General features: G+C 47.2%; 12 protein-coding genes and 1 riboswitch. Of the genes, 5 read left to right on the top strand and 7 right to left on the bottom strand.

Features of this window, described 5'->3' with window-relative positions; all coding sequences use genetic code 11:
* Positions 1-47: 47 nt before the first annotated feature.
* On the bottom strand, positions 48-581 hold the full coding sequence (locus EJ063_RS03960) for a dihydrofolate reductase family protein (RefSeq protein WP_126572702.1): 534 nt from the start codon (positions 579-581) through the stop codon (positions 48-50).
* 55 nt (positions 582-636) lie between these two features.
* Between EJ063_RS03960 and arfB the strand changes: the two genes are divergently transcribed.
* Together arfB and EJ063_RS03950 are read left to right on the top strand one after the other, a co-directional pair.
* Entirely contained in the window at positions 637-1,050 is a 414-nt protein-coding gene (gene arfB, locus EJ063_RS03955) for an alternative ribosome rescue aminoacyl-tRNA hydrolase ArfB (RefSeq protein WP_126572701.1), read from the top strand.
* Between the two features lie 62 nt (positions 1,051-1,112).
* Positions 1,113-1,754: an START domain-containing protein gene (locus EJ063_RS03950; RefSeq protein WP_126572700.1), complete on the top strand. Its 642-nt coding sequence runs from the start codon at positions 1,113-1,115 to the stop codon at positions 1,752-1,754.
* Positions 1,755-1,835: 81 nt separating this feature from the next.
* Here EJ063_RS03950 and glgB read toward each other — a convergent pair whose 3' ends face one another.
* The 3 genes from glgB to EJ063_RS03935 all read right to left on the bottom strand — a co-directional run bounded on the left by glgB (position 1,836) and on the right by EJ063_RS03935 (position 8,946).
* A complete protein-coding gene (gene glgB / locus EJ063_RS03945; RefSeq protein WP_126572699.1) occupies positions 1,836-4,013 on the bottom strand; it encodes a 1,4-alpha-glucan branching protein GlgB in 2,178 nt (725 codons plus the stop codon).
* Positions 4,014-4,209: 196 nt separating this feature from the next.
* The gene (gene malQ, locus EJ063_RS03940) at positions 4,210-6,390 is read right to left on the bottom strand and encodes a 4-alpha-glucanotransferase (protein ID WP_126572698.1); all 2,181 of its coding nucleotides are present in this window, start codon (positions 6,388-6,390) and stop codon (positions 4,210-4,212) included.
* 102 nt (positions 6,391-6,492) lie between these two features.
* A complete protein-coding gene (locus tag EJ063_RS03935; protein WP_126572697.1) occupies positions 6,493-8,946 on the bottom strand; it encodes a glycogen/starch/alpha-glucan phosphorylase in 2,454 nt (817 codons plus the stop codon).
* Positions 8,947-9,471: 525 nt separating this feature from the next.
* Here EJ063_RS03935 and malT point away from each other — a divergent pair.
* Both malT and EJ063_RS03925 read left to right on the top strand, forming a co-directional pair.
* Entirely contained in the window at positions 9,472-12,180 is a 2,709-nt protein-coding gene (malT, locus tag EJ063_RS03930; RefSeq protein WP_126572696.1) for an HTH-type transcriptional regulator MalT, read from the top strand.
* A gap of 154 nt (positions 12,181-12,334) precedes the next feature.
* Positions 12,335-12,844 (top strand): hypothetical protein, encoded by a 510-nt coding sequence (locus tag EJ063_RS03925; protein ID WP_126572695.1) that lies wholly within the window; start codon positions 12,335-12,337, stop codon positions 12,842-12,844.
* 60 nt (positions 12,845-12,904) lie between these two features.
* Here the strand turns inward: EJ063_RS03925 and EJ063_RS03920 are convergent, their stop codons facing one another.
* Together EJ063_RS03920 and thiD are read right to left on the bottom strand one after the other, a co-directional pair.
* Entirely contained in the window at positions 12,905-13,660 is a 756-nt protein-coding gene (locus tag EJ063_RS03920) for a phosphatase PAP2 family protein (RefSeq protein WP_167469866.1), read from the bottom strand.
* Between the two features lie 148 nt (positions 13,661-13,808).
* A complete protein-coding gene (thiD, locus tag EJ063_RS03915; protein WP_126572694.1) occupies positions 13,809-14,639 on the bottom strand; it encodes a bifunctional hydroxymethylpyrimidine kinase/phosphomethylpyrimidine kinase in 831 nt (276 codons plus the stop codon).
* Between the two features lie 90 nt (positions 14,640-14,729).
* A riboswitch (TPP riboswitch) is annotated at positions 14,730-14,839 on the bottom strand.
* 152 nt (positions 14,840-14,991) lie between these two features.
* Here thiD and EJ063_RS03910 point away from each other — a divergent pair.
* Positions 14,992-15,897, top strand: a complete 906-nt coding sequence (locus EJ063_RS03910) for a LysR family transcriptional regulator (protein ID WP_126572693.1) — start codon at positions 14,992-14,994, stop codon at positions 15,895-15,897.
* On the opposite strand, the gene EJ063_RS03905 is transcribed toward EJ063_RS03910, so the two are convergent.
* Complete coding sequence (locus EJ063_RS03905; RefSeq protein ID WP_208640337.1) at positions 15,894-26,039, bottom strand: VCBS domain-containing protein; 10,146 nt, start codon at positions 26,037-26,039, stop codon at positions 15,894-15,896. The genes EJ063_RS03910 and EJ063_RS03905 overlap by 4 nt on opposite strands.
* Positions 26,040-26,137 lie beyond the last annotated feature (98 nt).

Raw genomic sequence — 26,137 nt, 5'->3', positions numbered from 1 at the left:
CGTCCCGCTTTTTGGCCCTCTACTCTTTTAAGGCATCGTATTGAAAGTTAATTGGCGCGTCGATAAGTCGTTTGGACAATCGCATCTAAATACGTGCGACTCTCGATAAGTTGAAAGGCTTGCATTGCATCAAGCTCACCAAAGAGTGATGAGCCGCCACCAAGTAATACGGGAATTGTGGTAATACAAAGTTCATCGACTAAATCTTCTTTTAGGAAACTTTGAACTGTCTTACCACCATCAATGTAGAGATCGTTGTAGCCCTGCTCATTAAGATTCTGAACGACCTCTTTAAGTTCGCCTTGAACCAAGAAGACTTTATCTTCATAACCTGCTGGTACTTGAGTCATAGTGTTGCTTAGCACAAACACTGGTTTGGAATACGGCCATTCGACACCAAAGCTCAGCACCACCTCTAATGTATTTCGCCCCATCACCAAGGCATCGACTCGTTCCATTAGAGGAGCAAAACCCATGTCGACATTGTCTGGGTTCGGCACCGAATGTAACCAATCAAGGCCACCATTCTGGTCAGCAATATAACCATCTAAGCTGGTTGCGATAAATACAATATTCGCCATATTAAATTCCTATTTCGGTATACTAGGAGAAGCCCCTAACTGATTAGCTTATAACATGCTCAAGATTTCGAATACTGTTTCTCTCCAAGCGTGGGAAATTCAACTCACAGCAATCCGTGCCCAAGGCGCTGGCGGTCAGAACGTCAATAAGGTCTCATCGGCGATTCATCTGCAATTTGACGTCAAACATTCTACCCTCCCGGCCATCTATAAAGAGCGAATCTTGGCACTCAAAGATTCTCGCATCTCAAAAGACGGTGTGATTACCATTAAAGCACAACAATTTCGTACTCAAGAGCAAAACAAGGAAGATGCGCTTAAACGCTTAGCAGAGATGATCCAAGCGGCGATGGTGGTGCAGAAAAAGCGCCGAGAAACCAAACCCACTCGAGCCTCTAAAGAGCGACGTTTAAAAGGTAAGAACATCAAATCTCAGACAAAATCTCTGCGTGGTAGAGTTAACCACTGACTGTTTTTAATCACCAATTTGTATATGCTAGAGATAAGGATGATTTAGGAATAGGGTATGCTATGACGAGCTTAGGGAAAAGTGCGTTGCTGATCGGGTTAGTCACTTCGTTGCCCATTTGGGCGGACGCCTTTACTGGCTGGCAGTTCGAAGGGGATAACGACGGCATTTCAATCTATTCCCGTGAGCACAGTGATGGACTTGTCGAAGTGCGAGCTCAGATGTTTGCTCCTACCAGCTATGGCGGGTTTCTGACCTTGCTTGAAGACAGCGAAAATGTACCGAATTGGATTGATAACGTCAGTCATAGTCGCGTTCTCACACAGCTTTCCACCAACGAAAACATCGTTTATACCCAATTTGCTGCGCCTTGGCCTGCCTTGGACCGAGATATGGTCACCTATTCAAAATACACCATTGATGAGATCGGATTTACACTGCAAATTGAAGATGCACCAAGCTCTGCTCTGCCCGAGCAAGATGGCTACATTCGGATTCGCAACGTTGACGCCACTTGGTCTCTGCAAAAGCTCACTAATGGCACCACGTTAATTGAATATACCGCTTTCGCTAATCCTGGCGGTCTTCTTCCCGATTGGATCATCAATAATCTAACCAAAGAGAGCGCGCGGAATACGTTTGAAAACCTGCGCCAGCAACTTCCTCAGTATCAGCAATATCGCCATCCTAACATCAGTGAATGAGCGAGAGCGAAAAGGTTTCAGACAAACAAAAAGGCCAGCATTAACTATGCTGGCCTTTGCTATCGACTCAAAGCGAGGGCACTACTTGAGCTTGTAGAATACCGTTGCTAGTGGCGGTAGGCTCAGTGATAGGGACTGGCTCAGCCCTTCACTTTCAACCTGCTGTGACTCAACAACCACTTGTACTTGGTAACCACTACCATGATATTTGCTGTCATCCGTATTCAATAACAGCTCGTAGCTACCTTCTAGAGGCACGCCTAAACGGAATTCATCATGTGGTACAGGTGTAAAGTTGCTGACAACCAAAATGCGTTCGCCATTATCACTCAAACGCTCATGTGCCAGAATCGACGCTTCAGCGGCATCTTGCAATCGCCATTCAAAACCACGCGGCTCGCAATCAAGTTCATGCATCGCTTTTTCTGACGTGTAGAGCTTGTTCAAATCACGGGTTAACGCTTGCACACCTTGGTGACGTTCAAATTCAAGCAAGAACCATTGGAGTTGGTCATCATGATTCCATTCCGCAGTCTGCCCAAATTCTGCGCCCATGAAGTTAAGTTTTTTACCTGGCTGAGCATACATGTAGCCTAAGTAAGCACGTAAGTTAGCCGTTTGCTGCCATTCATCACCCGGCATCTTATTATGAATAGAGCCTTTGCCGTACACCACTTCATCATGAGATAGCGACAAGACATAGTTTTCGCTGTGTGCATAAACTAACGGGAATGTGATGGTATCGTGATGATATTTGCGGTGAACCGAATCTTCTTGGATGTATGAAAGCGAATCGTGCATCCAACCCATGTTCCACTTAAATCCGAAACCTAGACCGCCCATAAAGGTTGGAGCTGACACACCTGGGAAAGCGGTCGACTCTTCGGCAATCGTCATTGCATTAGGGAAGTGTTTATAAACTTCTTCGTTCATCCATTTCAGCGTTGCTATGGCATCGTAGTTTTCGTTGCCACCATCCACATTTGGCACCCATTGGTCATGGCTGCGTGAGTAGTCGAGGTACAACATCGAAGCGACCGCATCTACGCGGATACCGTCAATGTGGAACTGCTCGAACCAATACAGAGCGTTAGAGACTAAGAAGCGGCGTACGTGCTCACGTCCAAGATCATAGATGTACGAGTTCCAATCTTGGTGCCAACCACGGCGTGGATCAGGATCGTGGAACAGTGGCGTCCCATCAAAGTTCGCTAAGCCATGGTCATCAGACGGAAAGTGCGCAGGAACCCAATCCAGTACCACGCCAAGATCGGCTTGGTGGCATTGGTCAACGAAGAATTTGAAATCATCTGGCGAACCAAAACGGCTCGTCGGCGCAAATAGGCCAACGGGTTGGTAGCCCCATGAACCATAGAATGGATGCTCAGACACTGGCATCAATTCAATGTGCGTGTAGCCCATATCCACTAAGTAAGGGATAAGCTGCTCCGCGAGTTCACGGTAGTTAAGAAAATCACCGTTTTCATTACGGCGCCAAGAGCCCGCATGCAATTCATAAAATGATAAGGCTTCTGTGCGCTTCTCTGTGACTGGGCGAGACTGCCATTGTGTATCTTGCCACTCATAGCGAGTATGATCATAAGTCACAGAAGAGAAAGAAGGATATTGCTCAGCGTAAGCGCCCCATGGGTCTGCTTTATGCGGTAAGCCTTCACCATTTGGCCCTTTAAGCTCAAATTTGTATTGAGTGCCTTCAGGAAGATTTGGAATAAAGATACCCCAAATACCGTAATCGAGTCGCTGCATTGGCGTACGACGGCCATCCCACTGGTTAAATTCACCCACTAAGCTGCACGCAGAAGCATGCGGAGCGTAAACCAAAAAGCGAGTACCAGAGATCTGTTTACCACCACGCTCAAGCGTAATGAACTGAGCGCCCATGTGCTTGTACATTTCTTTGGGCGTATGGAGATCATCATATTCAGCGTAGATGGTGTGGTATTGGTATGGGTCGTCAATGAGCTGTTCGTCGCCACCCCAGTTTACCGCAAGCAAATAGTGGGTTAGATGCAGATCTTTTTGCTGCTTTAAGATAAAGCCAGATGCATCTTCACGCTCTAATTCAATGCGCTCGTCATCTAGCACTAGCGCTACGCTGTCTGCCCCCGGCATCCAAACACGCAGTGAGCCTTGTTTCGGCTCAATAAAAGGACCAATAAAAGAAAATGGGTCAGCGCACGAAGCATGTGAAAGTCGGTTATATGCCTTTGTTGCCTTGTCTAACGTTTTAGTTTTCAAGTTAATTCTCTCCCTAACCTAACTTTCGATTATCCGAATAATTCCGGTTTTTATATTCCGGTTCTTATAATAGCGGGGTAGACCCCAAAAGCCCGCAATGTGCGGGCTTTAACAATGTTCTCAAGTTTACCGAATTACGGTTTTACTTAGAGTGACCAATTCGATCATTTTCTATGTATTCAGTGCAACTCGTTGTTTACTTACCTACTTTCGCTCGAACTTCGGTCAACTTGGTTGCAATACGATTGACACCTTCGTGAGCGAATACTTCGTCTAGGTTCATCGACAACTTACGACGCCAGTTTGGATACTCATCAACGGTGCCTGGAATGTTGACCGGCTTGTCCATTTCTAGCCAGTCTTCAAGCTGAACACTAAACAATGTTGAAGAACCCGCTGCAACATGAAGTTGCAGTGCTTCAGCCAAGTAAGAGTCCATTGGAACGTATTGCGCATCACGACCAACGCCTTCAGGCAGGTAGCCGTGCCAAGCCACAGAATCCAAAATGCCTTGCTTCGCTGCCAGACGATCAGTAAACAGGCCTTCTAGCTGTTCAGGATCAGGATACAACCCCAGTTCTTCACCCATCTTCAAGTCGTCACAATGCCAAAAACCGCGTAGCGTTGGCATATCGTGAGTACAAAGTGCCGACATTGATTGATCAGCGTAGTGCTTTGGTGAAATATAACCGCCGTCATCTTCTGATGTTTCAAAGAAGAACACTTTGTATGAATGCACACCCGCGTCACGCAAGATCTCGACAATCTCATCGGGTACTGTACCTAAGTCTTCACCAATCACACTACATTGATAGCGATGAGATTCAAGCGCGAGGATTGCCAGCATATCTTCCACTGGGTAGTAGATGTAAGCGCCCTTGGTCGCATTTTCACCTTTTGGAATCCACCATAAACGCAGCAGACCTAACACATGGTCAATACGCAGTGCACCACAATGCTTCATATTGGCACGAAGCAATTTGATGTATGCGTCGTAACCGGTTGCTTGCAGTACTTGCGGGTTAAGCGGCGGTAAGCCCCAGTTCTGACCCAACGGGCCAAGCACATCCGGCGGCGCACCGATGCTCGCATCCATAATTAGGTTGCCATCATCTGCCCATGTCTCGCTCCCAGAATCAGCCACACCAACCGCTAGATCACGGTATAAGCCAACCGACATGCCTTTTTCTTCAGCCAGAGCTTGAGCTTCGTTGATTTGAACATCAGCCACCCATTGAAGATACATATACAGATGAACTTGATCTTGATGTTGTTCAATGAACTTCTGCACTGCGCTGTTTTCAAAACGGCGGTACTCACTTGGGAATACAGGCCAACCCCATACATTTGAGTCGTCTGCGTGTAATTTAGCGTGCAGAGCATCAAAGGCCGCCTGATGAACGAGGCTTTCTCCACCTTCTTCAACAAACGCTAAGAAAGCTTGTGCACGGTCAGAGTTTTTATCGAGGTGACGCTTTTTGAACTCTTCAAACAGCTGTGGAAGCACGCTTAACTTTAGGTCCGCCACTTCACTGTAATTCACCCAATGTGAATCACGTGCTTTTTGTAGGCGTTGCTGGAACTCCGCGCTACCGACTTTTTGCTGCGCTTCAATACTTAGGGCAAACTCAGGTACAGAGCTCACATCGATGTAAAGAATGTTCAACCAACGACGTGACGATGGGCTGTACGGACTCGCCCCTTCAGGGTTGGCAGGAAACAGTGAGTGAATCGGGTTTAGGCCCACAAAGTCACCACCACGAGAAGCGACATCTGCGACCAACTGTTTTAGATCACCAAAGTCACCCATACCCCAGTTGTGCTGAGTGCGCAACGTGTAAAGCTGGACACTTGGGCCCCACATTTTCTTACCACTAAGGATGTCGCCTTGCTTGTAACACGCTTTTGGCGTCACAATCAGTGTCATCTCATACGGTGCTTTTCGGCGCTTACGTGTCAGCGTTAATTTGTGGTAACCCCAAGCAATGTCGCTTGGTAATGCAAACACTAAAGGGCCACCCTCGTTACGCTCATCTCGCACGATTTGCGATTGAAGATAGCCTTCAAGTACCTCTCCCTGCTCGGTATCGAGTCTCCAGCTAAACTCACTCTCGCGAGCGCTTGCACCAAGATTCAGTGCGACTTCAACTGGCTCTCCATCTCGAATCACTAACACAGGATCAAGCACATCTTTCTTATGCTTTTTCTCCGCGGATTTTAGAAGAGTTTCATCATTGGTTGTGTCGTAGCCTAAAGACGCAAGTAAGTGACGAATCGTCTCGTCTTCTACCTTAGCTTCATCTCCCCACGCGCTAATGTAGCTGTCGGCAATTCTCGCCATCTCTGCGACTTGTTTTAATGCGTTATTTTGTTTCATCGCTCTCTCCGAAGGACTGCTATACCTTCAAAATTGTAGGGTTTTTGATATCAAATAAAGTATTGAGCCAAGACCCGAAGGCCTTGGCTATTTTTGGTGAAATTAGCGTTTAACTGACTCTAATTTCCAAATGTTGTTTACATAGTCTCGAATTGAGCGGTCCGATGTAAACTTGCCCACCAAGGCAGTATTAAGAATCGCTTTCTTCGCCCAACCCGCCTGGTCTTTGTATTGTTTGCCCATCTCTTCATGCGCTTGAACATACGAAGCAAAGTCAGCCAAACATAGGTAAGGGTCACCGCCATCTAGCAAGCTATCAAGCGTTGCACGAAGCAGACCTGGTTGACCTGGAGTGAACTCCTCACCAGCCAGTAGATCCAGTGATGCTTTCAGAAGTGGATCTGAATGGTAGTAGTCATAAGGGTTGTAGCCCTGCTTGCGAATCGCTTCTACACCATCAACGTCTAGGCCGAAGATGTAGATGTTCTCGTCGCCAACTTCTTCACGAATCTCAACGTTCGCACCATCCATCGTACCAATCGTTAGCGCACCGTTTAGCGCCATCTTCATGTTACCCGTACCTGATGCTTCTTTACCTGCAAGCGAGATTTGCTGAGAAACGTCCGCCGCTGGAATGATGATTTCTGCCATGCTTACGCGGTAATCAGGAATGAATACGATTTTCAGCTTGTTACCAATGCGTGGATCGTTGTTCACTTTCTCTGCCACCTTGTTGATAGCAAAGATGATCTCTTTTGCTAGGTGATAACCCGGTGCTGCTTTCGCTGCAAAGATTGCCACACGCGGTGTACATTCAAAGTCCGGCTCATTGATGATGCGGTGGTATAGCGACAAGATATGTAGCAAGTCTAAGTGCTGACGCTTGTACTCATGCAGACGTTTGATTTGCACGTCAAAGATAGCGTTAGTATCTAGTTCGATACCCATGTTCTCTTGAACCCAATCAGCAAGGCGCTGTTTGTTTTGCTTCTTAACGGCCATGAATTCTTTTTGGAATTTAGCGTCTGTCGCAAACTGGCTAATGCCTTCTAATTGCTCAAGTTTTGCAGGCCACTCTGTACCAATTTTTTCAGTAATCAGATTTGACAAGCCAGGGTTACAGAACTTCAACCAGCGGCGAGGTGTAATACCGTTGGTTACGTTCGTCAGTTTGTTCGGGAAGATTTCGTTAAATTCTGGGAAGAGATCTTTCTTAACCAACTGAGAGTGCAGCGCCGCAACACCATTCACCTTGTAAGAGCCAATCACACATAGGTTAGCCATACGCACCATACGGTTGAAACCTTCTTGAATGATTGAAAGCTTCGCTTGCTTCTCACCATCGCCCGGCCACATCTTACGAACTTCTTGTAGGAAACGGTGGTTGATTTCAAAGATGATTTCCATGTGGCGCGGCAGTAGACGCTGAATAAGCGACTCAGGCCATGTCTCTAGTGCTTCTGGAAGTAGCGTATGGTTGGTGTATGCGAATGTATTGGCGCTGATTTCCCACGCTTTATCCCAAGATAGACCTTTCTCATCCATTAAGATGCGCATCAGTTCAGGAATCGCAATCGTTGGGTGCGTGTCGTTAAGCTGAATCGTCTCTTGCTTCGGAAGATCAGCCAATGCGTAACCTGCTGCTTCATGGCGACGAAGAATGTCACGCACAGATGCTGCTGAGTGGAAATACTGCTGCATTAGGCGCAGTGTTTTGCCTTTCTCATGGTTGTCATTCGGGTAAAGCACTTTGGTGATGTTGCCCGCATCGATGAGCGAGTGCTGCGCTTCAAAGTAGTCGCCGTTATTAAAGCTTGCTAGTGAGAATGGCGCAATCGCCTGACATTCCCATAGACGCAGTGGGTAGACCGTATCTGACTCGTAACCTACGATTGGTAGATCCCAAGGCATCGCTTTCACTTCCATACCTGGTACCCAAGTACGTACTTCACGGCCATCGATGTATTCAACGTTCACGTGGCCGAAGAAACCGATGTTTTGTGCCAATTCTGGACGAGCGACTTCCCAAGGGTAACCTTCAACACCGCGCCACGCGTCTGGTGCTTCTTTTTGGCGACCGTCTTGGAAAGATTGCTTAAATAGACCGTATTCATAGTGAAGACCGTAGCCTACCGTTGGGAATTCTTGCGCAGCACATGAGTCCATGAAACACGCGGCTAGACGACCTAGGCCGCCGTTACCCAGTGATGGGTCACGCTCTTCTTCAAGTAAATCTGTCAGGTTATGACCCAACTCTTCCATCGCCTCTGTGATCTGCTCGTACAGACCCATGCTGATTAGGTTGTTACCCGTTAGGCGACCGATAAGGAATTCTAGAGATAAGTAGTTAACGCTTTTCGCGCTTTGGATTTTTGGATCTTGCTCTGTCTTAAGCAAATCTAAAGTGGTTAGCTCAGCCAATGCACGGCCCATTGCTAAGTACCAATCACGCGGCGTCGCGGTTGCTTCTGTCTTCGCGTAAGTAGTCGACAAGTGTTGCTTTACACTTTCTTGGAATGCAGCTTTATCAAATTTTTTCTGTTGCGTAGGTTTCATCAGAGAAATCTCACTTATTAGTTCTAATCCATCTGTGACATATCGTGCATGGATATAGTCTTCAAAACATCCTCCTACCTAGACGGCGTATTGGGAGGAGGACACAGGGCGTAGAGGGCGTACTACCCGCGGCTCAGTGATCAAACTCTCATTAAACTTTCAACAAGACTGAGCCCGGGTGATTGAGATCACACCGCAAACGAATTTACCCTACATCTGATGTATTAAAGATACGTGTCTGACAAAATACTTAATTGATGAATATGCATACTCGATCACATTAAGATTCATCTCCGAATGCAATTTTCATGTTTTTTGGTGCAAACAGGTGTTTAAACCCCATCTAAGAACCCAAACCAACGTGACATTAATCACACTTATGGGGCGTAGTTCCTCCCAAATTGTGAAATAGCCAAAAGTCCGACCCAAGTTGGATAAACCTGGCTGTATTTCTCAAGTACCATTTGCCCAAACCGTCATCCTGACGACTATTTGCTTACTTCGGTGAACCAAAGGATCAGAGAAATGTGGATTCCTTCAAAATTGACGCGTCCTGGCAGGTTGCATAACGCGATTGTGCGCCCTAGAGTGTTAGATCTGCTGCAACAAGCCCCTTTTTATAAGCTTGTATTACTACGCTCCCCCGCTGGCTACGGCAAAACCACCATGGCTGCACAATGGCTTTCAGATAAATCTCATGTGGGGTGGTATAGTATTGATGAAAGCGATAACGACTCGTTCCGCTTTATGAACTACTTATTGCAGGCACTAAACAAGGCGACCGATGGAAGCTGCCCAAATTCGCAAAAACTGGCTGAAAAGCGTCAATTCTCTTCGCTACACTCTTTGTTTGGCGAAGTGTTCACCGAGATCTCTGGCTTTCATCAAGAGTGTTATTTGGTATTGGATGACTACCATCTAATCCATGACGATGAAATCCATGAAGCAATGCGCTTTTTCCTTAAACATCTGCCTGACAACCTCACCTTAGTCGTCACCAGTCGCGCCGCCCCGCCATTAGGTACAGCCAACCTTAGAGTGCGCGATTTGATGATCGAAATTGGTGATGAGTTGCTTGCGTTTGATACCGAAGAAACCACTCGATTTTTCAACCAACGCATTGCCGATGGCATTGATGACACCACTGCAACCAACCTACGCAATTACGTAGAGGGTTGGCCATCAGCACTGCAATTGATCGCGTTGCAAGCCCAACATCAGCATAAAACCCTAGCGCAATCGGCTGAGTCATTTTCTCAGTTTAACCATGCGCACCTTTGGGATTACTTGGTGGAGGAAGTGTTTGATTTACTTGATCAAGACACCCGTCAGTTCTTGCTGCAGTGTTCTGTTCTTGACCATTTCAATGATGACTTGGTATCAGCGCTAACAGAGCGTGAAGATGCTCTAAGCATGATTGAATCACTCAATCGCTTTGGTTTGTTCATTCACCCACTTGAAGGGGAGCAAAACTGGTATCGATTCCACAACCTGTTTGCGGAGTTTCTTGCCCATGAGCGCAGCGCTCGTATTCCTCAGCAAGAAAAGCAGCTACACCAAACCGCTTCAAAGGCGTGGCTAAAACTCTCATCCCCTCATCAAGCGCTCTTTCACGCACAAGAGGCGAATGACAGCCAGTTGACGGCCGACATTCTGAGCCAATTTGGATGGAAGATGTTCAATGGTGGCGAATTGCAGTCTCTTGAAAAAGCGATCAATACCCTGACACCAGAGCAGCTCTACAGTGAACCGAAGCTGTGTATGCTTCAAGCGTGGTTAGCTCAGAGTCAGCATAGATACAATGATGTTGGCGATCTGCTATCTAAAGCCGATGAGCAAATGAAAGCGTTGAACGTCGTACTTTCAACCAAAGAGCAAGGTGAGTTCAACGCTCTGCGCGCCCAAGTTGCAATCAACAAAGATCAGCCTGAACAAGCATTGGAATTAGCAGAGCTGGCACTAAGCCAACTCGACAGTACCACCTATCGCAGCCGCATTGTGGCAACATCGGTCGTTGGAGAAGTGAACCACGTGCTTGGCCACCTTAGTCGTGCGCTGCCAATGATGCAGCAAACAGAGAAGCTGGCGAGACAGTATCAGGTTTATCATCAAGCGCTGTGGGCCATGCTACAACAAAGTGAGATTTTGATTGCTCAGGGTTACGTTCAAGCCGCATTTGAAGTGCAAGACAATGCGTTCAAACTGATCGAAGAGCAGCAGCTTCAACAAGTTCCTTTACATGAATTTTTGCTGCGTGTTCGCGCTCAAATATTGTGGTGTTGGAATCGCCTTGATGAAGCCGAAGAGTGCGCTTACAAAGGGTTAGATATCCTTGGTAATCACAGCCCAAGTAAGCACTTACATAGCTATTCAATGCTGGCTCGTATCGCTATTGGTCGCGGTGAGCTTGATAAAGCCGGTAAGTTCATCGATCAGATCGTTCACCTACTCAAACAATCGACTTACCATGTCGATTGGACGGCGAACGCGTCTCTATCTTTGATTCTGTTTTGGCAAGCAAGAGGCGATCTTGAAGCGATAAAACAATGGCTAGAAGAAACGGTCAGACCGATACAAGCTTGTAACCACTTCACTCAGCTACAATGGCGCAATATTGCCAGAGCGCAGATCGCACTAGAACAGTTTGCAGATGCGAAACAGACACTCTCATTCTTGCGTCAAGAAGCAGACAGTAATGAGCTACTCACCGATACTAATCGAAATCTGATCGTTCAGGCCGTCCTGTCCGTTTCTGCAAAAGACGAGCTCGCCGCACATCAGTATCTAAAAGAAGCGTTGGCACTGACTAATCAAACCGGCATGTTGGGTAATTTTCTGGTTGATGGCAGCAAGATTGGTCACGTTCTCGAATCTTTGTATCAAAAGAATGAGCTGAGCGATTTAGAGAAACACCGCACTCAGCAACTGCTAAAAGTGATCTCGACGAATCAGCGCAGCAGCTCGGTTCATTTTGACGAAGAGTTTGTCGAAAAATTGGTCAATCACCCGAACATTCCAGAGTTGGTGCGAACCAGCCCACTGACTCAGCGTGAGTGGCAAGTATTAGGTCTTATTTACTCCGGCTTCAGTAATGAGCAAATCGCTCAGGAGTTGGATGTCGCAGCGACCACCATTAAAACTCACATCCGCAACCTATACCAAAAGCTCAATATCGCTAATCGAAAAGAAGCGGTAAAGACGGCAGAAAACCTCCTGCAATTAATGGGTTACTAGTTACTCCAGAAATCAGTTAGCCACCAATTTTTGGTGGCTAACTTCCTCTCCAACTTATTCGCATGAATTATCAAACTTTGACGAACTAATAATTATGGTCTTTCCTTACTGAGCATTTACTGAACACAATGTAGATCAAGGAGTGAGGCTTAACATGAAACTAATAACGTCAGTAACCCTATTGTCCGCTGCTATTCTGGCGGGTTGCCAATCAACGTCATCTCCCGAAGAACAAGCGATACGCTCTAATTTGTGTACCGCTGGTGATGGTTCGGGGTCGAGCTACACCCAAGAGATGTTTGAAAAAGCCGTCATGGGATGTGGCGGGTATGAAATCTTTGTCGATGACATGCTCATTGGTCAAGAGTTGGTATTCTCATTCAATAACGGTAAGAAAAAGCGTCAAATGGTGTTGATGGATGATGGTACTGGCAAGTACACCAAACTTGAAAGCGGCGCGTCTGAGAACATTACTTGGGAACTCCAAGACAACGGAAACTTACATTTAGCCTTTGAAGATGGCTATAAGTGGGATTGGCGACTCATCGAAGAAAAAGGGGCATTCTGGGGAGTGAAGTCTCATGGCTATGGCGAAAATGAAGGCGATCGAGATGTACTTTCAATGGTGGTCATGAACCAAACCGCACTCACATCCTTCGAATAATGACTGATTGAAAAAGCCAGCAATGAAAAAAGGCAGCGATGAGAATTCGCTGCCTTTCTGTTATTTGAGTGAGACATTGAGCGGTAAATTAAGCCGTGTAATGAGTTCATCGCCTAATCGTTCAAAGCTTGGCATTAGCGCATAGACAATGGCGACAAAGGCAATTGACCCTACTAAGTCTATTGGCCTATGCATCCCAAGCCACAAACGGCTATAAGCCACAGCAAACGCCCAGACCATAACTAACGCTGCCAAGCCATATTTTCTGTGCTGAGCAAACAGCCCGCCAAAGAATGCCAAACAAATCGCAGCAAAGATGGTGTGTCCTGATGGGAACGAGTAGTCTTTCTCACCTTGCCAATGACGTGTGCGCCATTCCGACACATGCTCTGAAACCTGAGCGATTACCTCATCCTTTTGCTTCATGTCCAGCTTATAGAAGTGCTCTGGGTTAGGGATCAACAGTTGATGAGTCAGCAGTTCAGTATAAGGTCTTGGACTTTCTGTTACGTGTTTTAGCCCTGTTTTAGCCGCAAAGCCAATCACCAGAATGACGCCAAGTTGAACCAGCTTGCTGAGTAATTCACGGTTGAAACCGATCATTTTGCAGCTAACTGCTAACAATAGAGCCAGCGTGACTAAAAAGCCTTTCGAGCCTGCCGAATCGGTGATCACTGTATAGCTCAAACCGGTGATTTCACATACATCACTGAGTAAATCAATATGGCTAACAAACATTGACATTGGCGCTACTAAAAGCAGAAAACCAATCAGCAAGAATAGCCCTTCTCGCTTGTTATATAGATAGTTTTTCACAATTCTTGATTCTTAGCCGTCTAAACTCGATGCTGCATATTAGTCGACCAATACCCACAATTTTATCAACTGAATGTCAATTTGCTGAAAGTTACCACACCGGCGATATCGAGCTCACATTACAGCAACGAAGTCGGCTTACCTTTGATTAGCGTACGTTGGTGAATCCGCAGAAAAAATGATGGACCGGACCGTGACCTGCACCGATATCAAGTTCATCAGCATGAGAGATCGCTTGGGTCATGTACTGCTTTCCAAGACAAACCGCCTTATGAAGACGATTTCCATGAGCAAGGTAAGAAGCAATCGCAGAAGAGAGTGTGCAGCCGGTTCCATGGGTATTGCCAGTCATTACCCGCTTAGCTCGAATCAGTTCACTTGCCGAGGGAGTGATCAGTAAATCATTACTGTTGTCGCTTTGCTCTAAGTGACCCCCTTTCAGTAGCACCGCTTTAGCACCAAGGGCACGAAGAGATTCAATCATCGCTCCCATTTGGTCTTCGTCATGCGGCACATCACCACCCGTTAACGCGGCACCTTCAGGTAGATTTGGGGTAACTAAATCGGCCAATGGCAAAAGTTCACGTTTAAGCGTGTCTATGGCATTGCGTTTCAATAACAGATCACCACTTGTCGCCACCATAACAGGGTCAACCACTAGGTGCTTGGGTTGATACTGACGAATTTTGTCGGCAACCACTTTAATGATGTCAGAGTCTGCCAACATGCCCACTTTGACTGCAATAATATTGAGATCAGTAAACACCGCATCTAATTGGCTTTCAATATGCTTAAGGGGAACAGGATGGATTGCCGAGACACCCAAGGTGTTTTGCGACGTGATAGCGGTAATCACCGAGCAGGCATAACTGCCGGTTGCAGAAATGGCTTTAATGTCGGCTTGGATACCCGCACCACCGCCGCTGTCTGAGCCTGCAATGGTTAATACAATGGGAGTGGTGTCTTGTGAATGTGGCATAGTTGCTCCTACTACAAGACGTACGAGAACTCTCGGCCACGAAAAAGGATCTCAATGAGGGGATCGCTCAATCGACTACGAGCAACATCAGAATTGATGCAGATAGTTCCCTACGTCAGTGCTAACTGAATCAGGTTCTACGGGTCTCGCATTGCGATCTCAGCCCTTTCCAAAATGGTTAGGCTCCCCGACTATTTCGAGAAAATAATAACAACAAAAAGCGACTATTGGCAGCATTAAGTCAGAAAAGCGCTAAACGGATCGCTGTGAAAAAATAGCGATACAACCCTCTATTAGAAACTTCTGTTATCATTTAGACTCATCAAGATAATGTTTCCTTATGAGCAATGATATGTTGAATCCAATCTGGTTAAAGACCTTTGTGACACTGATAGATACCGGTCACTTTACCAAAACCGCTGACAAGTTATTTATGACTCAACCCGGAGTGAGCCAACATATCAAGAAGCTTGAGCAAGCGTGTGGACATGCTCTCATCGAAAGACATAACAAGAGCTTTGAGATTACCGAAGCAGGCAAGGTTGTTTACAGCTATGCCAAAGAGCTAGAAACACAACAAAATCAGATGCTGCTTTCTCTCAATCAAGATGACCCCCATTCAGGCGATGTCTCTTTGGCATGTTCTGGCTCTTTAGCTCTACTGCTCTACCCTCACCTTCTCGATTTACAATGTAAATGCCCGAGCCTTATTCCACACTTAGAGGCAGCGCCACATCATAAAATCATTGCAGAAATTATTGATGGCAAGGTCGACTTGGGTATCGTCACCAACGAGCCATCTGACCCAAGAGTGGAGTCTGAACAATTTGGACAAGAACCTTTGTGCTTGATGATGCCTAAGGCGATCGCAACGAAATCACTTGATGGAGAGCAGCTAAAACAAATGGGGCTGATTCGCCACCCAGATGCCGAACACTACTTAGCACTCTATTTTTCTCGCTGTGGGGAATCCGCATTGGAAAGCATCAACATTCATCAACTCCCCGTTAAAGGTTACATAAACCAACTCAACCAGATATTGCTGCCAGTGGCGAAAGGCCATGGATTTACCATTCTGCCAAAGAGTGCGTTAGACACCTTCCCATACAAAGAAGAGATTGCGATTTACCAACCTAAACAAGAAGTCATCGAGACGCTTTACTTACTCACTAAGCGTCACCGACAACTTCCAGCAAGGTTTGAGACCATTAAAGCGGTCATTCGAGAGCAGTTAATCAGTGATAATTCACCGACCTAACTGTCTGTCTGAATCACTTTTAATTGATCCACCAACGCCGTCACGATCGCATCATCGGTCGCACCTGCGCCTAAACCGAGTTCGCTGTACCCCAAATCATTGATCTTGATGTTAGTTTTCCCACCGTTTTCATCGGTGACTTCTAACAGGGTGTATGCGTCGTCGTTAGGGTCGTTGATATCATCAACCACAGTGGCATCGATATGAGCAAACAGATCATTCATGCTCGGTGCATCTGGCAGTAAGTCTGACAAATCGATGATGTCATCGCTGACGGAAAAATCCGCCAAGGTATCTTGGGTTGGACTCAATGCGGTGCCTGCATTCTCACTCAGCATCACAAAGGTATCTTCACCGAGTCCACCCAACAAGATGTCATCATTTGCACTGCCAGTTAAGGTATCGTCCCCTTCATGTCCATAAGTTTGAGAGATGGTGATCGCTTGATCGCTGACTAAAGTGCTCAGCAGCTCAGCTTGAGTCATACCGGAAGTATCTTCACTGGTCAGTTCGCTGATCAGTACATCTTGTAAAGTAATGGTTTGAACCAAATCTTGATTGCTATCAAACAAGCTAATTTGCGTATCGGATCCTACCTCATCGATGTTCACTTGCTGTGCCACTGCGACTGATTGCCAAACATCATTAGCATTGACGAAACCTGATAGGTCAATAATGTCTTCGCCAGCATCAAAGTCTTTCACGTAATCGGTTCCTGGCTGCGCAGATGTACCAACCGTAGAATCACTCCAAGCGAAGCTGTCTGACTGCCCTGCATCAGAGCCATCATTGGGGCCGCCCCATAACCATTCATCTGCGCTGCTCGCTTGTAGTAAGTCATAGCCGACGCCACCTTGTTGAGCCACATTACCAATCACCGTAATCGCAATGACTTGCTGCGTGGTTTTTACGCCATCCGATACTTCAACAATAAATTCGTCAGTATCCGTGGCACTAGCAACTAAATCATTGGTTGAGCCAGGAGTAAGTTGATAGTCCCATTCACCGGTTGTTGGATTAAAGCTCAACGTACCGTACTGACCGACTGAGTTACTCACTAACTGCCATGTAAGATCGCCAATGTCAGTTTCGGTGTCTGTCGCGACAAGCTGCCCAGAGGTTTGATTGAGATAATCTTCTTGAACCTGACCTGTCGCCGAACCGGTAATTACAGGCGCGTCATCGGTACCTTGAATGTTGACGGTTAGCAATTGAGTAATCGCCTCTCCATGTTGATCCTCAATCGTGACCGTAAAGGTATCACTCACCAATTCATCTTTAAGCAGCAGTCCTGCAGCAACATTGAGGGTGTAGTTCCATACACCGGTTGTGCGGTCAATCGTCATTTCACCAAAGCTGCTAGTCAGCACTTGCACATCGCCAGCCAGAGCAAAAGTGTGCGTATCGCTGGTGTCATCATCAATCACTATCGCACCATCAGCGGTTGTGATTGCACTATCGGAATCAATAGAGCCGCTTAAGGTACTCACGGCAGCAACCATTGGAATGTCATTGGTGCCGTTAATAGTGATAATGATGTCTACGATATTGGACTCGCCATTTTCACCATCAATCGCTTTAACTTGAATCATATCGGTGGTGCTTTCTCCTACAGCAAGCGCATTGACTGCTGGTGCAGTATCATCGACCACATAGGTCCACTCACCTTGAGCGTTCACTTGTAGCGTACCTAAGCTGCCATTCGAGACGATGGTGAAGGTTGCACTGTCTCCCACATCAGCATCGCTGACCACCAACTTACCTGATGCGCTGCTCCCTGATGCCTCTTGCACTATGCCTTGAACATCACCGGATAACACCGGCACATCATTAGAACCAGTGACAGTCACCGTCACCACTTGGCTCACTTCCGCACCCAAATCGTCGGTAGCGAACACGGTAAAGCTTTCAGTCACCACCTCATTTTCAGCAAGGGCTTGGATATGTGGCTGATCATTGTAGATGGTGTAACTCCACTCACCGGTCGCATCAATAATAAATAAACCATAAGTACCATTGAGTGACTTAGCATCAAAGGTCACGGTATCTCCACTATCGACATCATCACCAATGAGCTGTTTGCTTTGAGTAAGCACACCGTCTTCACTTAATGCGGCACTGGCATCACCGCTGATGGTTGGAGCATCATTCACCCCGTTGATGGTAATGACGATGTCTTTTTCAGATTCTAAGCCTAAGCTATCGACCACTTTAACGGTGATGGTTTCAGTGAATGGCGCTGAATCTCGGCCATTGAGCTCAATAAGATCGTTCCTAGTCGTATCCAGGTCATAACTCCATTCTCCCGATGCGCCATTCCACATCCACATCAAGCTAAACGCACCATACTGGGGAACACTCTCAAGACTCCAACTGTGGCTATCATTGGTATCGACATCACCCGGTTGCACTGTACCTGACAGGGGCGAGGTATTATCGGCATTGATGGACTCGGATAAATCGCCGGTAATGTTTGGCGCATCATTGCTGCCCTGAACATCCACGGTAAATTCCATCAACTGCGGTTGGCCACTACCATCAACAACGGTTTTACCATGCTCATCGACGACATAAAGCGTAAAGGTATCTTGCACCGTCTCACCGGTTTGCAGTGACTGAACCGCATTACTGCTGTTGTTTAAGGTGTAAACCCAGTTACCGCTCGCATCCACGCTGATGCTGCCATATTGGCCCGAGCCATCGACTAAGGTCCAGGTTGGGTTGTCACCTAAATCTGTTGGTGCCGCTAGAGAACCCGAAGCAGTGTACATGCCGTCATCACTGCCATCTTGGTCATCCACATCCTCTGTCATGGTGAGCGTTTCAATCACAGGGTCCACAACCGGTACGTCTTCACCTACACCTGTTACTTGCAAGGTAATGGTTCGTGTATCAGTCGCAAGCTCGCTATCGGTAACCGTCACGATAAAGGTTTCAGTGGCCGTTTCTCCATGAGCAAGATTGTTAACCGCAGCGTTATCGGCCAATACGTAGACCCATTCACCGCTGTCCGCATCGAGTGTTAAGGTGCCGTAAGTGCCTGATGCTGGAGTTCTTGGATTCAGTGACCATGTATGCGTGTCGCCATTGTCTGGGTCATCGACACCGAGCACACCAGATGCTTGCGGAGAGACTTCATCGATCACTTCACCCACCTGAACAGTAACGCCCGGCGCAGGTTCAGTGATTGGAGAATCGGTAAAGGTGATCACTGGGTCATCGTTTGTCCCCTCAATCACGACTTCCATGGTGTAGTAGCCCTGATTGGTGTCAATGCGCCATGTTTCGGTGACTTGCTGCCCTTCAGATAAGCTTTGGACTAAGTCAGAGCTGTTATCAAGCGTGTATTGCCATTGACGGCCTGCAACGCCTGTTTGACCAGAACCATCAATCAAGGTACCAAAGATGCCACCCGAGATTGGCGAAACACCAGTAATGTTATTGTTCCCCGGTAAGACGGGCACCATGCCATCTGTCACAGTGGTGACATCTTCGATAAGGGTCGTCGACAAATCGCCCAGATCGGTGCCAGAACCGCTGCCGCCACCTCCAGAGCCGTTTTCATCTTGGCCATAGACATCAATGGTGATCTGATGCCATTCCGAAACACCACCATCGTTGTCGGTTGCAGAAACATAGAAGGTTTCTTGACCAACATCCCCCAAATTGAGCGCTTGCGTATCTGGGGCGCTGTTGTTTAACTGGTAAACCCACTGGCCATTGTTACCTAGAGTTAACGTACCGTAGATGCCTTGACCGTAATCGGCGTCACCAGGATCGGTACCATTCTCAATCGCCCAGCTGACTACAGAGCTGTCTTTGTCGACATCCGAAGAGGTCAACTGTCCACTAGTAGAGCTGAAATCGATCGCACCAAAGTTAGCACCATCCTCAATCACGCTGCCTGAGCTATCCCCAGTGATGACAGGCACATCATTAGTCCCTTCAATATTGATGGTGACGTATTGAGTGATTACACCGCCAAAGTCATCTTCTGCAATCACAGTAAAGACTTCTGACACCACTTCTTCACGTTTCATGGCATCTAGGGAGTCTGGGTAGGCCGTAAAGCTCCACTCACCCGCTTGGTTAATATCAAACTGACCAAAATTACCTTGGTAGCTATTGGCAATAAAGCTTGGTGTGTCGGCATCGTCTATGTCTGACAAGGTCATTACACCCGTAATATCGGGAGAGGCTTGGTCTTCAACGAAGGTACCAGCAATATCACCGGATACAGTTGGCAGATCATTAGTACCACGAATGGTGATCACCACATCACGACTGTCGGTTTCACCATAGCTATCGACCACTTCAACCGTGAAGTTTTCTTGCAAGGTTTGATTGGGATTGAGCTCTTGGATCTCGTCGAGTGCATTGTTGAGTGAGTAGACCCAAGCACCGCTAGAGGTCATGGTAAAGCTGCCGTAGTTACCGACTAGATTGCTTGGTGACCATAAGTGAGTATCGTGAGCGTCTGGATCACCATCTTGCAATTGACCACTGAAGCTGGCGGTATCTTCTCGGATGGTTTTCGCGACTTCCCCTTTGATGCTAGGGCCGTCATTGTTGCCTTCGATATCAATGGTGAAATCTTTGATCGACACTTCACCAAACTGGTCGACAACTTTGATTTGCACCGTATCTTGAAGAAGATCGCCCTCATCAAGTCGGTTGACAGCGTTGTTGCCATTATCGAGGGTGTAAACCCAACCACCAATTGAATCAACTACAAAGTTGCCATAACTGCCGTTTGAAATAACGCTCCAAAGCGCAGAGTCACCAACATCAGGATCGCCCGAACCAAAGGTGCCACTGATGGAGCTTGGCACATCATCTTCAACAATCGTCGGCGTATCACCCAATACGATATCAGGTGTGGTGTTAACACCAGCCACCGAAATATCCACCGTGATGGTTTCTGTCGCGCCATTGATATCCGTGACTTCAACTTCGAAAGTATCGATTTCTGTTGTACCCGGTGGGATCGATTGTGTACTCCAACGGGTGCTATCGAGTTGGTATAACCATTGGCCGTTATCATCAACGGTTAAGATGCCGTAAAGACCACTCGCCTCACCGTTAATATCTTCGCCAACCACTTTCCAGCTGTGTGCATCGTTGGTATCGATATCAAGGGCTAGCAGCTTACCTGTTGTGCTACTTTTCACTGGCGTATCTTCAATCACACTGCCGGTTGTACCACCGGTAATGCTTGGCGTGTCATTACTGCCTTCAATCGTGATGGTGATGGTTTCTGTGTCTGAGGCATTGTTAGAGGATTTGTTGTCATTGGTGTCATCAGTAACCGTGACTAAGAAGGTTTCAGTTAGTGTTTCACCCGGGAGCAAGGCTTGAACCGCCGAGTGACCATTGGTTAAGGTGTAAGTCCACTCACCATTAGCATCAATTTGTAGCGAACCGTATTGGCCTTGATTGGTTTGCAGTGACCAAACATGGTCATCCAATCCATCAACATCATTGTGATTCAGTTGACCTGAAGTGGTCACTGGCAGTGCATCATCTTCGGTCACCGTACCCACTAGCACACCATCAATTTCAGGTGCATCGTTACGACCTTTAACCGTGACAACCACTTGCTGGGTGTCCACTTGGTTATGCTTATCGACTACTTGAACCATAAAGTACTCTTTGACGCTTTGATTGAGCGAGAGTGCTTGGGTATTGGCCGCTTGCGTAGCATTGGTGTCTAAGGTGTAAGTCCACACCCCATTTTGATCGAGAGTCAGTGAGCCAAATTGCCCATCGGGGTCGCCAACAATTGACCAAGTGTGTACCTCATTAACATCCGGGTCGCCAGTGTTTAGAGTACCGCTTCGAACACCGCTACCATCGTCTTCCCAAATAGTGCGAGTTGAGCGACCTGAAATATTCGGCGCATCATTTTGACCGAGAATATCGATATCGATTTCAAAGCTGTCAGTGCCGCCATTGCCATCGTTGACGATAGCTGTGAACGTTTGTTCTTCGTAGAGTTCACCGTGTTCAAACGACTGAGTCAAACTAGGGTCTAGAGTGTATTCCCACGCACCATTTTGATTAATAGTGATGCTACCGTAGCTGCCTTGACCATTACCTTGAATTGACCAAGTGTGAGTATTCGTCACATCGATATCATCAACACTGAGCACACCATCGGCCACTAGCATTAAGTCTTCTACGGTGTTGCCGCTGTCATCACCGCTGATCACAGGATCATCGTTGGTGCCTTCAATAGTGATAACGATGTTTTGTTGCGATGTTCCACCCAATCCATCATCCACTTCAACCACAAAGGTTTCTTGTACTTCCTGACCTTCGGCTAATGGTTGTGCGGCATTGTTATCAAGGGTGTAAGTCCATTCACCCGTTGCACCAACGATGGATATTGAGCCGTAGGTCGAATCCGTTTCTCCGACCAGAGCCCAAGTGTGTGTTGCCCCATTATCGACATCGACTGGAGTAAGCGTACCTGTGGTTTGTAGAGTCGTTTCCTCTTTCACCTCACCCGTAAGATCCCCCAGCATAATAGGAATATCATTGGTGCCAACAATGGTGATGGTCACGGTATGCTGCGTGCCATCGAGCGACTCTACAGTAAAGGTTTCAACCTTAGTTTCGCCCTCGGCCAAGTATTGAACGTCAGCGTTATCAACCGTGTAGGTCCAATCGCCATCTTGAGTAATATCTAAGCTACCTAGAGCGCCTGCACTGGTGATGCCTGTGGCTGCAACGAAAAGTTCTTCGTCTTCACCATCGACATCAGAAATACGCAGTGAGCCTGCATCAGTAAGCTGTGGTGTGGACTCATCTTCAGTGACGGTGCCAACATCGTCACCTGAGATCACTGCAGAATCGTTGACGCCAGTAATAGTCACAGTAATGGTGTGCTCGGTACCATCGAGCGACTCAACCGTGAAGGTTTCGACTTTTGTTTCGCCTTCGCCAAGGTATTGCACGTCAGCGTTATCGACTTGGTAATCCCAATTACCTGCTGCATCAATGGTCAGCGAGCCCAATGCGCCCGCAGAAACAACCACACTGCTTGGTTTAAATTCGGCTTCGCCGCTATCAGCATCTGAAATGGTTAAAATACCTGAATCGGTCAGTAGTGGAGTGTCATCGTCTTCGGTCACGGCACCAACGTCATCACCGGCAATTTCAGCGCTGTCGTTGACACCAATAATAGTCACAGTGATGGTGTGCTCGGTACCATCAAGTGATTCAACAGTGAAGGTTTCGACTTTGGTTTCACCCTCGCCGAGGTATTGCACGTCCGCGTTATCAACTTGATAATCCCAATTGCCTGAAGCATCAATAGTGAGTGAACCTAATACGCCCGCAGAGGCGACCACGCTGCTTGGTTTAAATTCCGCTTCACCAGTATCGGCATCCGAAATAGTTAACGTACCAGAGTCAGTCAGAAGTGGATTACTGTCATCTTCCGTTACTTCGCCGGTATCAACGCCAGCGATCACTGCGCTGTCGTTTACGCCAGTAATAGTCACGGTAATGGTGTGCTCCGTACCATCAAGGGATTCAACGATAAAGGTTTCGACTTTGGTTTCGCCCTCAGCCAAATATTGCACTGAATCATTGGCAACGACGTAATCCCAATTGCCCGATTCATCGATGGTTAGCGACCCTAACGCACCTGCTGATGCCACCACGCTAGTCGGTTTAAATTCTGCTTCACCTGTATCGGAATCTGAAATGGTTAAGGTGCCTGAATCGGTCAGTAGCGGTGTGCTTTCATCTTCGGTGACAGCACCAATATCATCGCCGGCAATTTCCGCACTATCGTTGACACCGGTAATGATGACGGTAATCGTGTGCTCCGTACCATCAAGGGATTCAACGGTAAAGGTTTCTACTTTAGTTTCACCCTCGCCGAGGTATTGCACGTCCGCGTTATCAACTTGGTAATCCCAATTACCTGCCGCATCAATTGACAGTGAACCCAATGCGCCCGCAGAGGCAACCACACTGCTTGGTTTAAATTCGGCTTCGCCGTCATCCGCATCTGAAATGGTTAAGGTGCCAGAGTCGGTCAGCAGTGGCGTATCATCGTCTTCGTTCACCGCGCCAACATCATCACCAGCAATTTCTGCACTGTCGTTGACGCCAATAATGGTGACGGTCACGGTATGCTGCGTGCCATCGAGCGATTCTACGGTAAAGGTTTCAACCTTAGTTTCACCCTCTGCTAAGTATTGAACATCAGCATTATCAACCGTGTAAGTCCAATCCCCGTCTTGGGTAATATCAAGAGTACCTAGAGCGCCTGCACTGGTGATGCCTGTAGCAGCAACGAAGAGCTCTTCGTCTTCACCATCGATATCTGAAATACGTAGTGAGCCTGTATCAGTAAGCTGTGGAGTAGACTCATCTTCAGTGACGGTGCCGACATCATCACCGGAGATCACCGCGGCATCATTGGTACCAATGATTTGAATAGTGATCGGGTGTGAAGTGCCATCAATCGATTCGACGGTGTAAACCTGGGTGATGGTTTCCCCTTCACCCAAGTATTGGATTGAGCTGTTTTCTAACTCGAAATTCCATTGGCCATTTTCATCAATAGTCAGCGTGCCGATCGCATCTTCCGGAGCAGTCAAAGACGCAGGAACAAACAACTCTTCGTCAGCACCGTCCACATCACTGATGGTTAATGTGCCAGATTCCGTTAACAACGGTGTAGATTCGTCTTCTTTAACGCTGCCTGTGTCTTGGCCTGCAATCACCGCCGTATCGTTGACACCGACAATGGTTACCGTCACGGTGTGCTCAGTGCCATCAACCGAACTCACGGTGAAAATCTCTTGCTTGGTTTCCCCTTCACCTAAGTATTGAACGTCTGCGTTGTCTACGCTGTATTGCCATAGGCCGGTTTCATCAATCTCAAGCTGTCCCAGAACACCCGCAGCAGGTACGACGCTGTTGGTATCAAATGCTTCTTCTTGCTCACCATCAACATCGCTGATTGTTAGCTGGCCTGAGTCGGTAAGCTCTATGCCTTGAGAATCTTCAATAACTTGACCGAAATCGACACCTGCAATCACAGCGGCATCATTCACGCCTGTCACAGTAATTGTCACCGTCTGCAGTTGGCTGTCTAAGCCGCCATCATCGGTGACTGAATAAAGGAAGGAGACTTGAGTAGTTTCACCTTCTGGTAAGAAATCGAAATCCGTTCCGGTTTCAAATACAAAAGAACCATCAGGGTTGACTGTGACGCTACCAAGCTCTGGGTTTGCCACTAACTGATATGACGCAATGGTGCCATCGACATCTTCCCCGTCAGGCAAGCGACCTTCTAGAGTCTGATTTTCAATCACCGAACCTTCGCTATCAAAAGCGACAGGCGCATCGTTGATAGGTGTTAGGAAAATCTGAACCGAACCTGGTTGAACACTATTGAGTAAACCAGCGCCGTCATCGACGGTATAAGCTAAAGTACCAGCGACTTCGCCTGCGTTGTCCACTTCATCTGGCGCTTCAAATCGCAGTGACGTTAACTGTTCAGTGGACAGCACCTGACCAACCACTATCGGTGTACCATCCTCCAAGGTCACAACACCGCGCTCAGGTAAGCCTGTGATGGTCACAATCAGCACTTCGTCATTAAGATCAGTCGGTAGAGTGATAGCAAGTGCACCAGAGCCAGACTCTTCGGCATAAGTTCGAGATTCAACCGCAGCAAAAGGCGCTAAGTTGCTGGTACGAAAACTTGGATCATCAAATAGAGAATTGTTGTTTAGTTCGCTTCCAGAACCCAACGCCGAAGTTTCAAAAAGCGTTTCTGCGATTCTTTCTTCACCATCACGTTCAATCGCGGCACTCGTGGTGGGGCTTGCGCCAGCGTCTTCACCCGCGGCCGTCGCAAAATCTTCGATTAAGGTTGGGTCCAAGCCTTGTTCCAATAAACTGGCGATTTCTTCAACGTCAGGATCAACTGGGGAGTCTTGTTCCAAAACGTTTGAGATTTCCGCACTTAGTTCTGGGAATTGTTCAAATAACTCAGAAGCGGGGGCAACAATCTCTCCGGGTTGGGGGGATTGTCCTGCGAGTAACACTCTTACATTGCCATCCGTGTCAATTGCGACCTGTGCACCTTCAGGTAGGTTGAGTGATTGCGCCATAACCGACTCCTTTATCATCGTTATCTAAACACTTGCCTACAACTACTGCTTAAAGAAACAAGGCGTGGAAACTAGATCTCGCAATTTGTGAGCCAATT

This window comes from Vibrio aquaticus, from assembly GCF_003970385.1.
GTDB lineage: Bacteria > Pseudomonadota > Gammaproteobacteria > Enterobacterales > Vibrionaceae > Vibrio > Vibrio aquaticus.
Note: the sequence above shows the minus strand (reverse complement) of the source record. Positions and strands in the feature narration are given on the sequence as shown.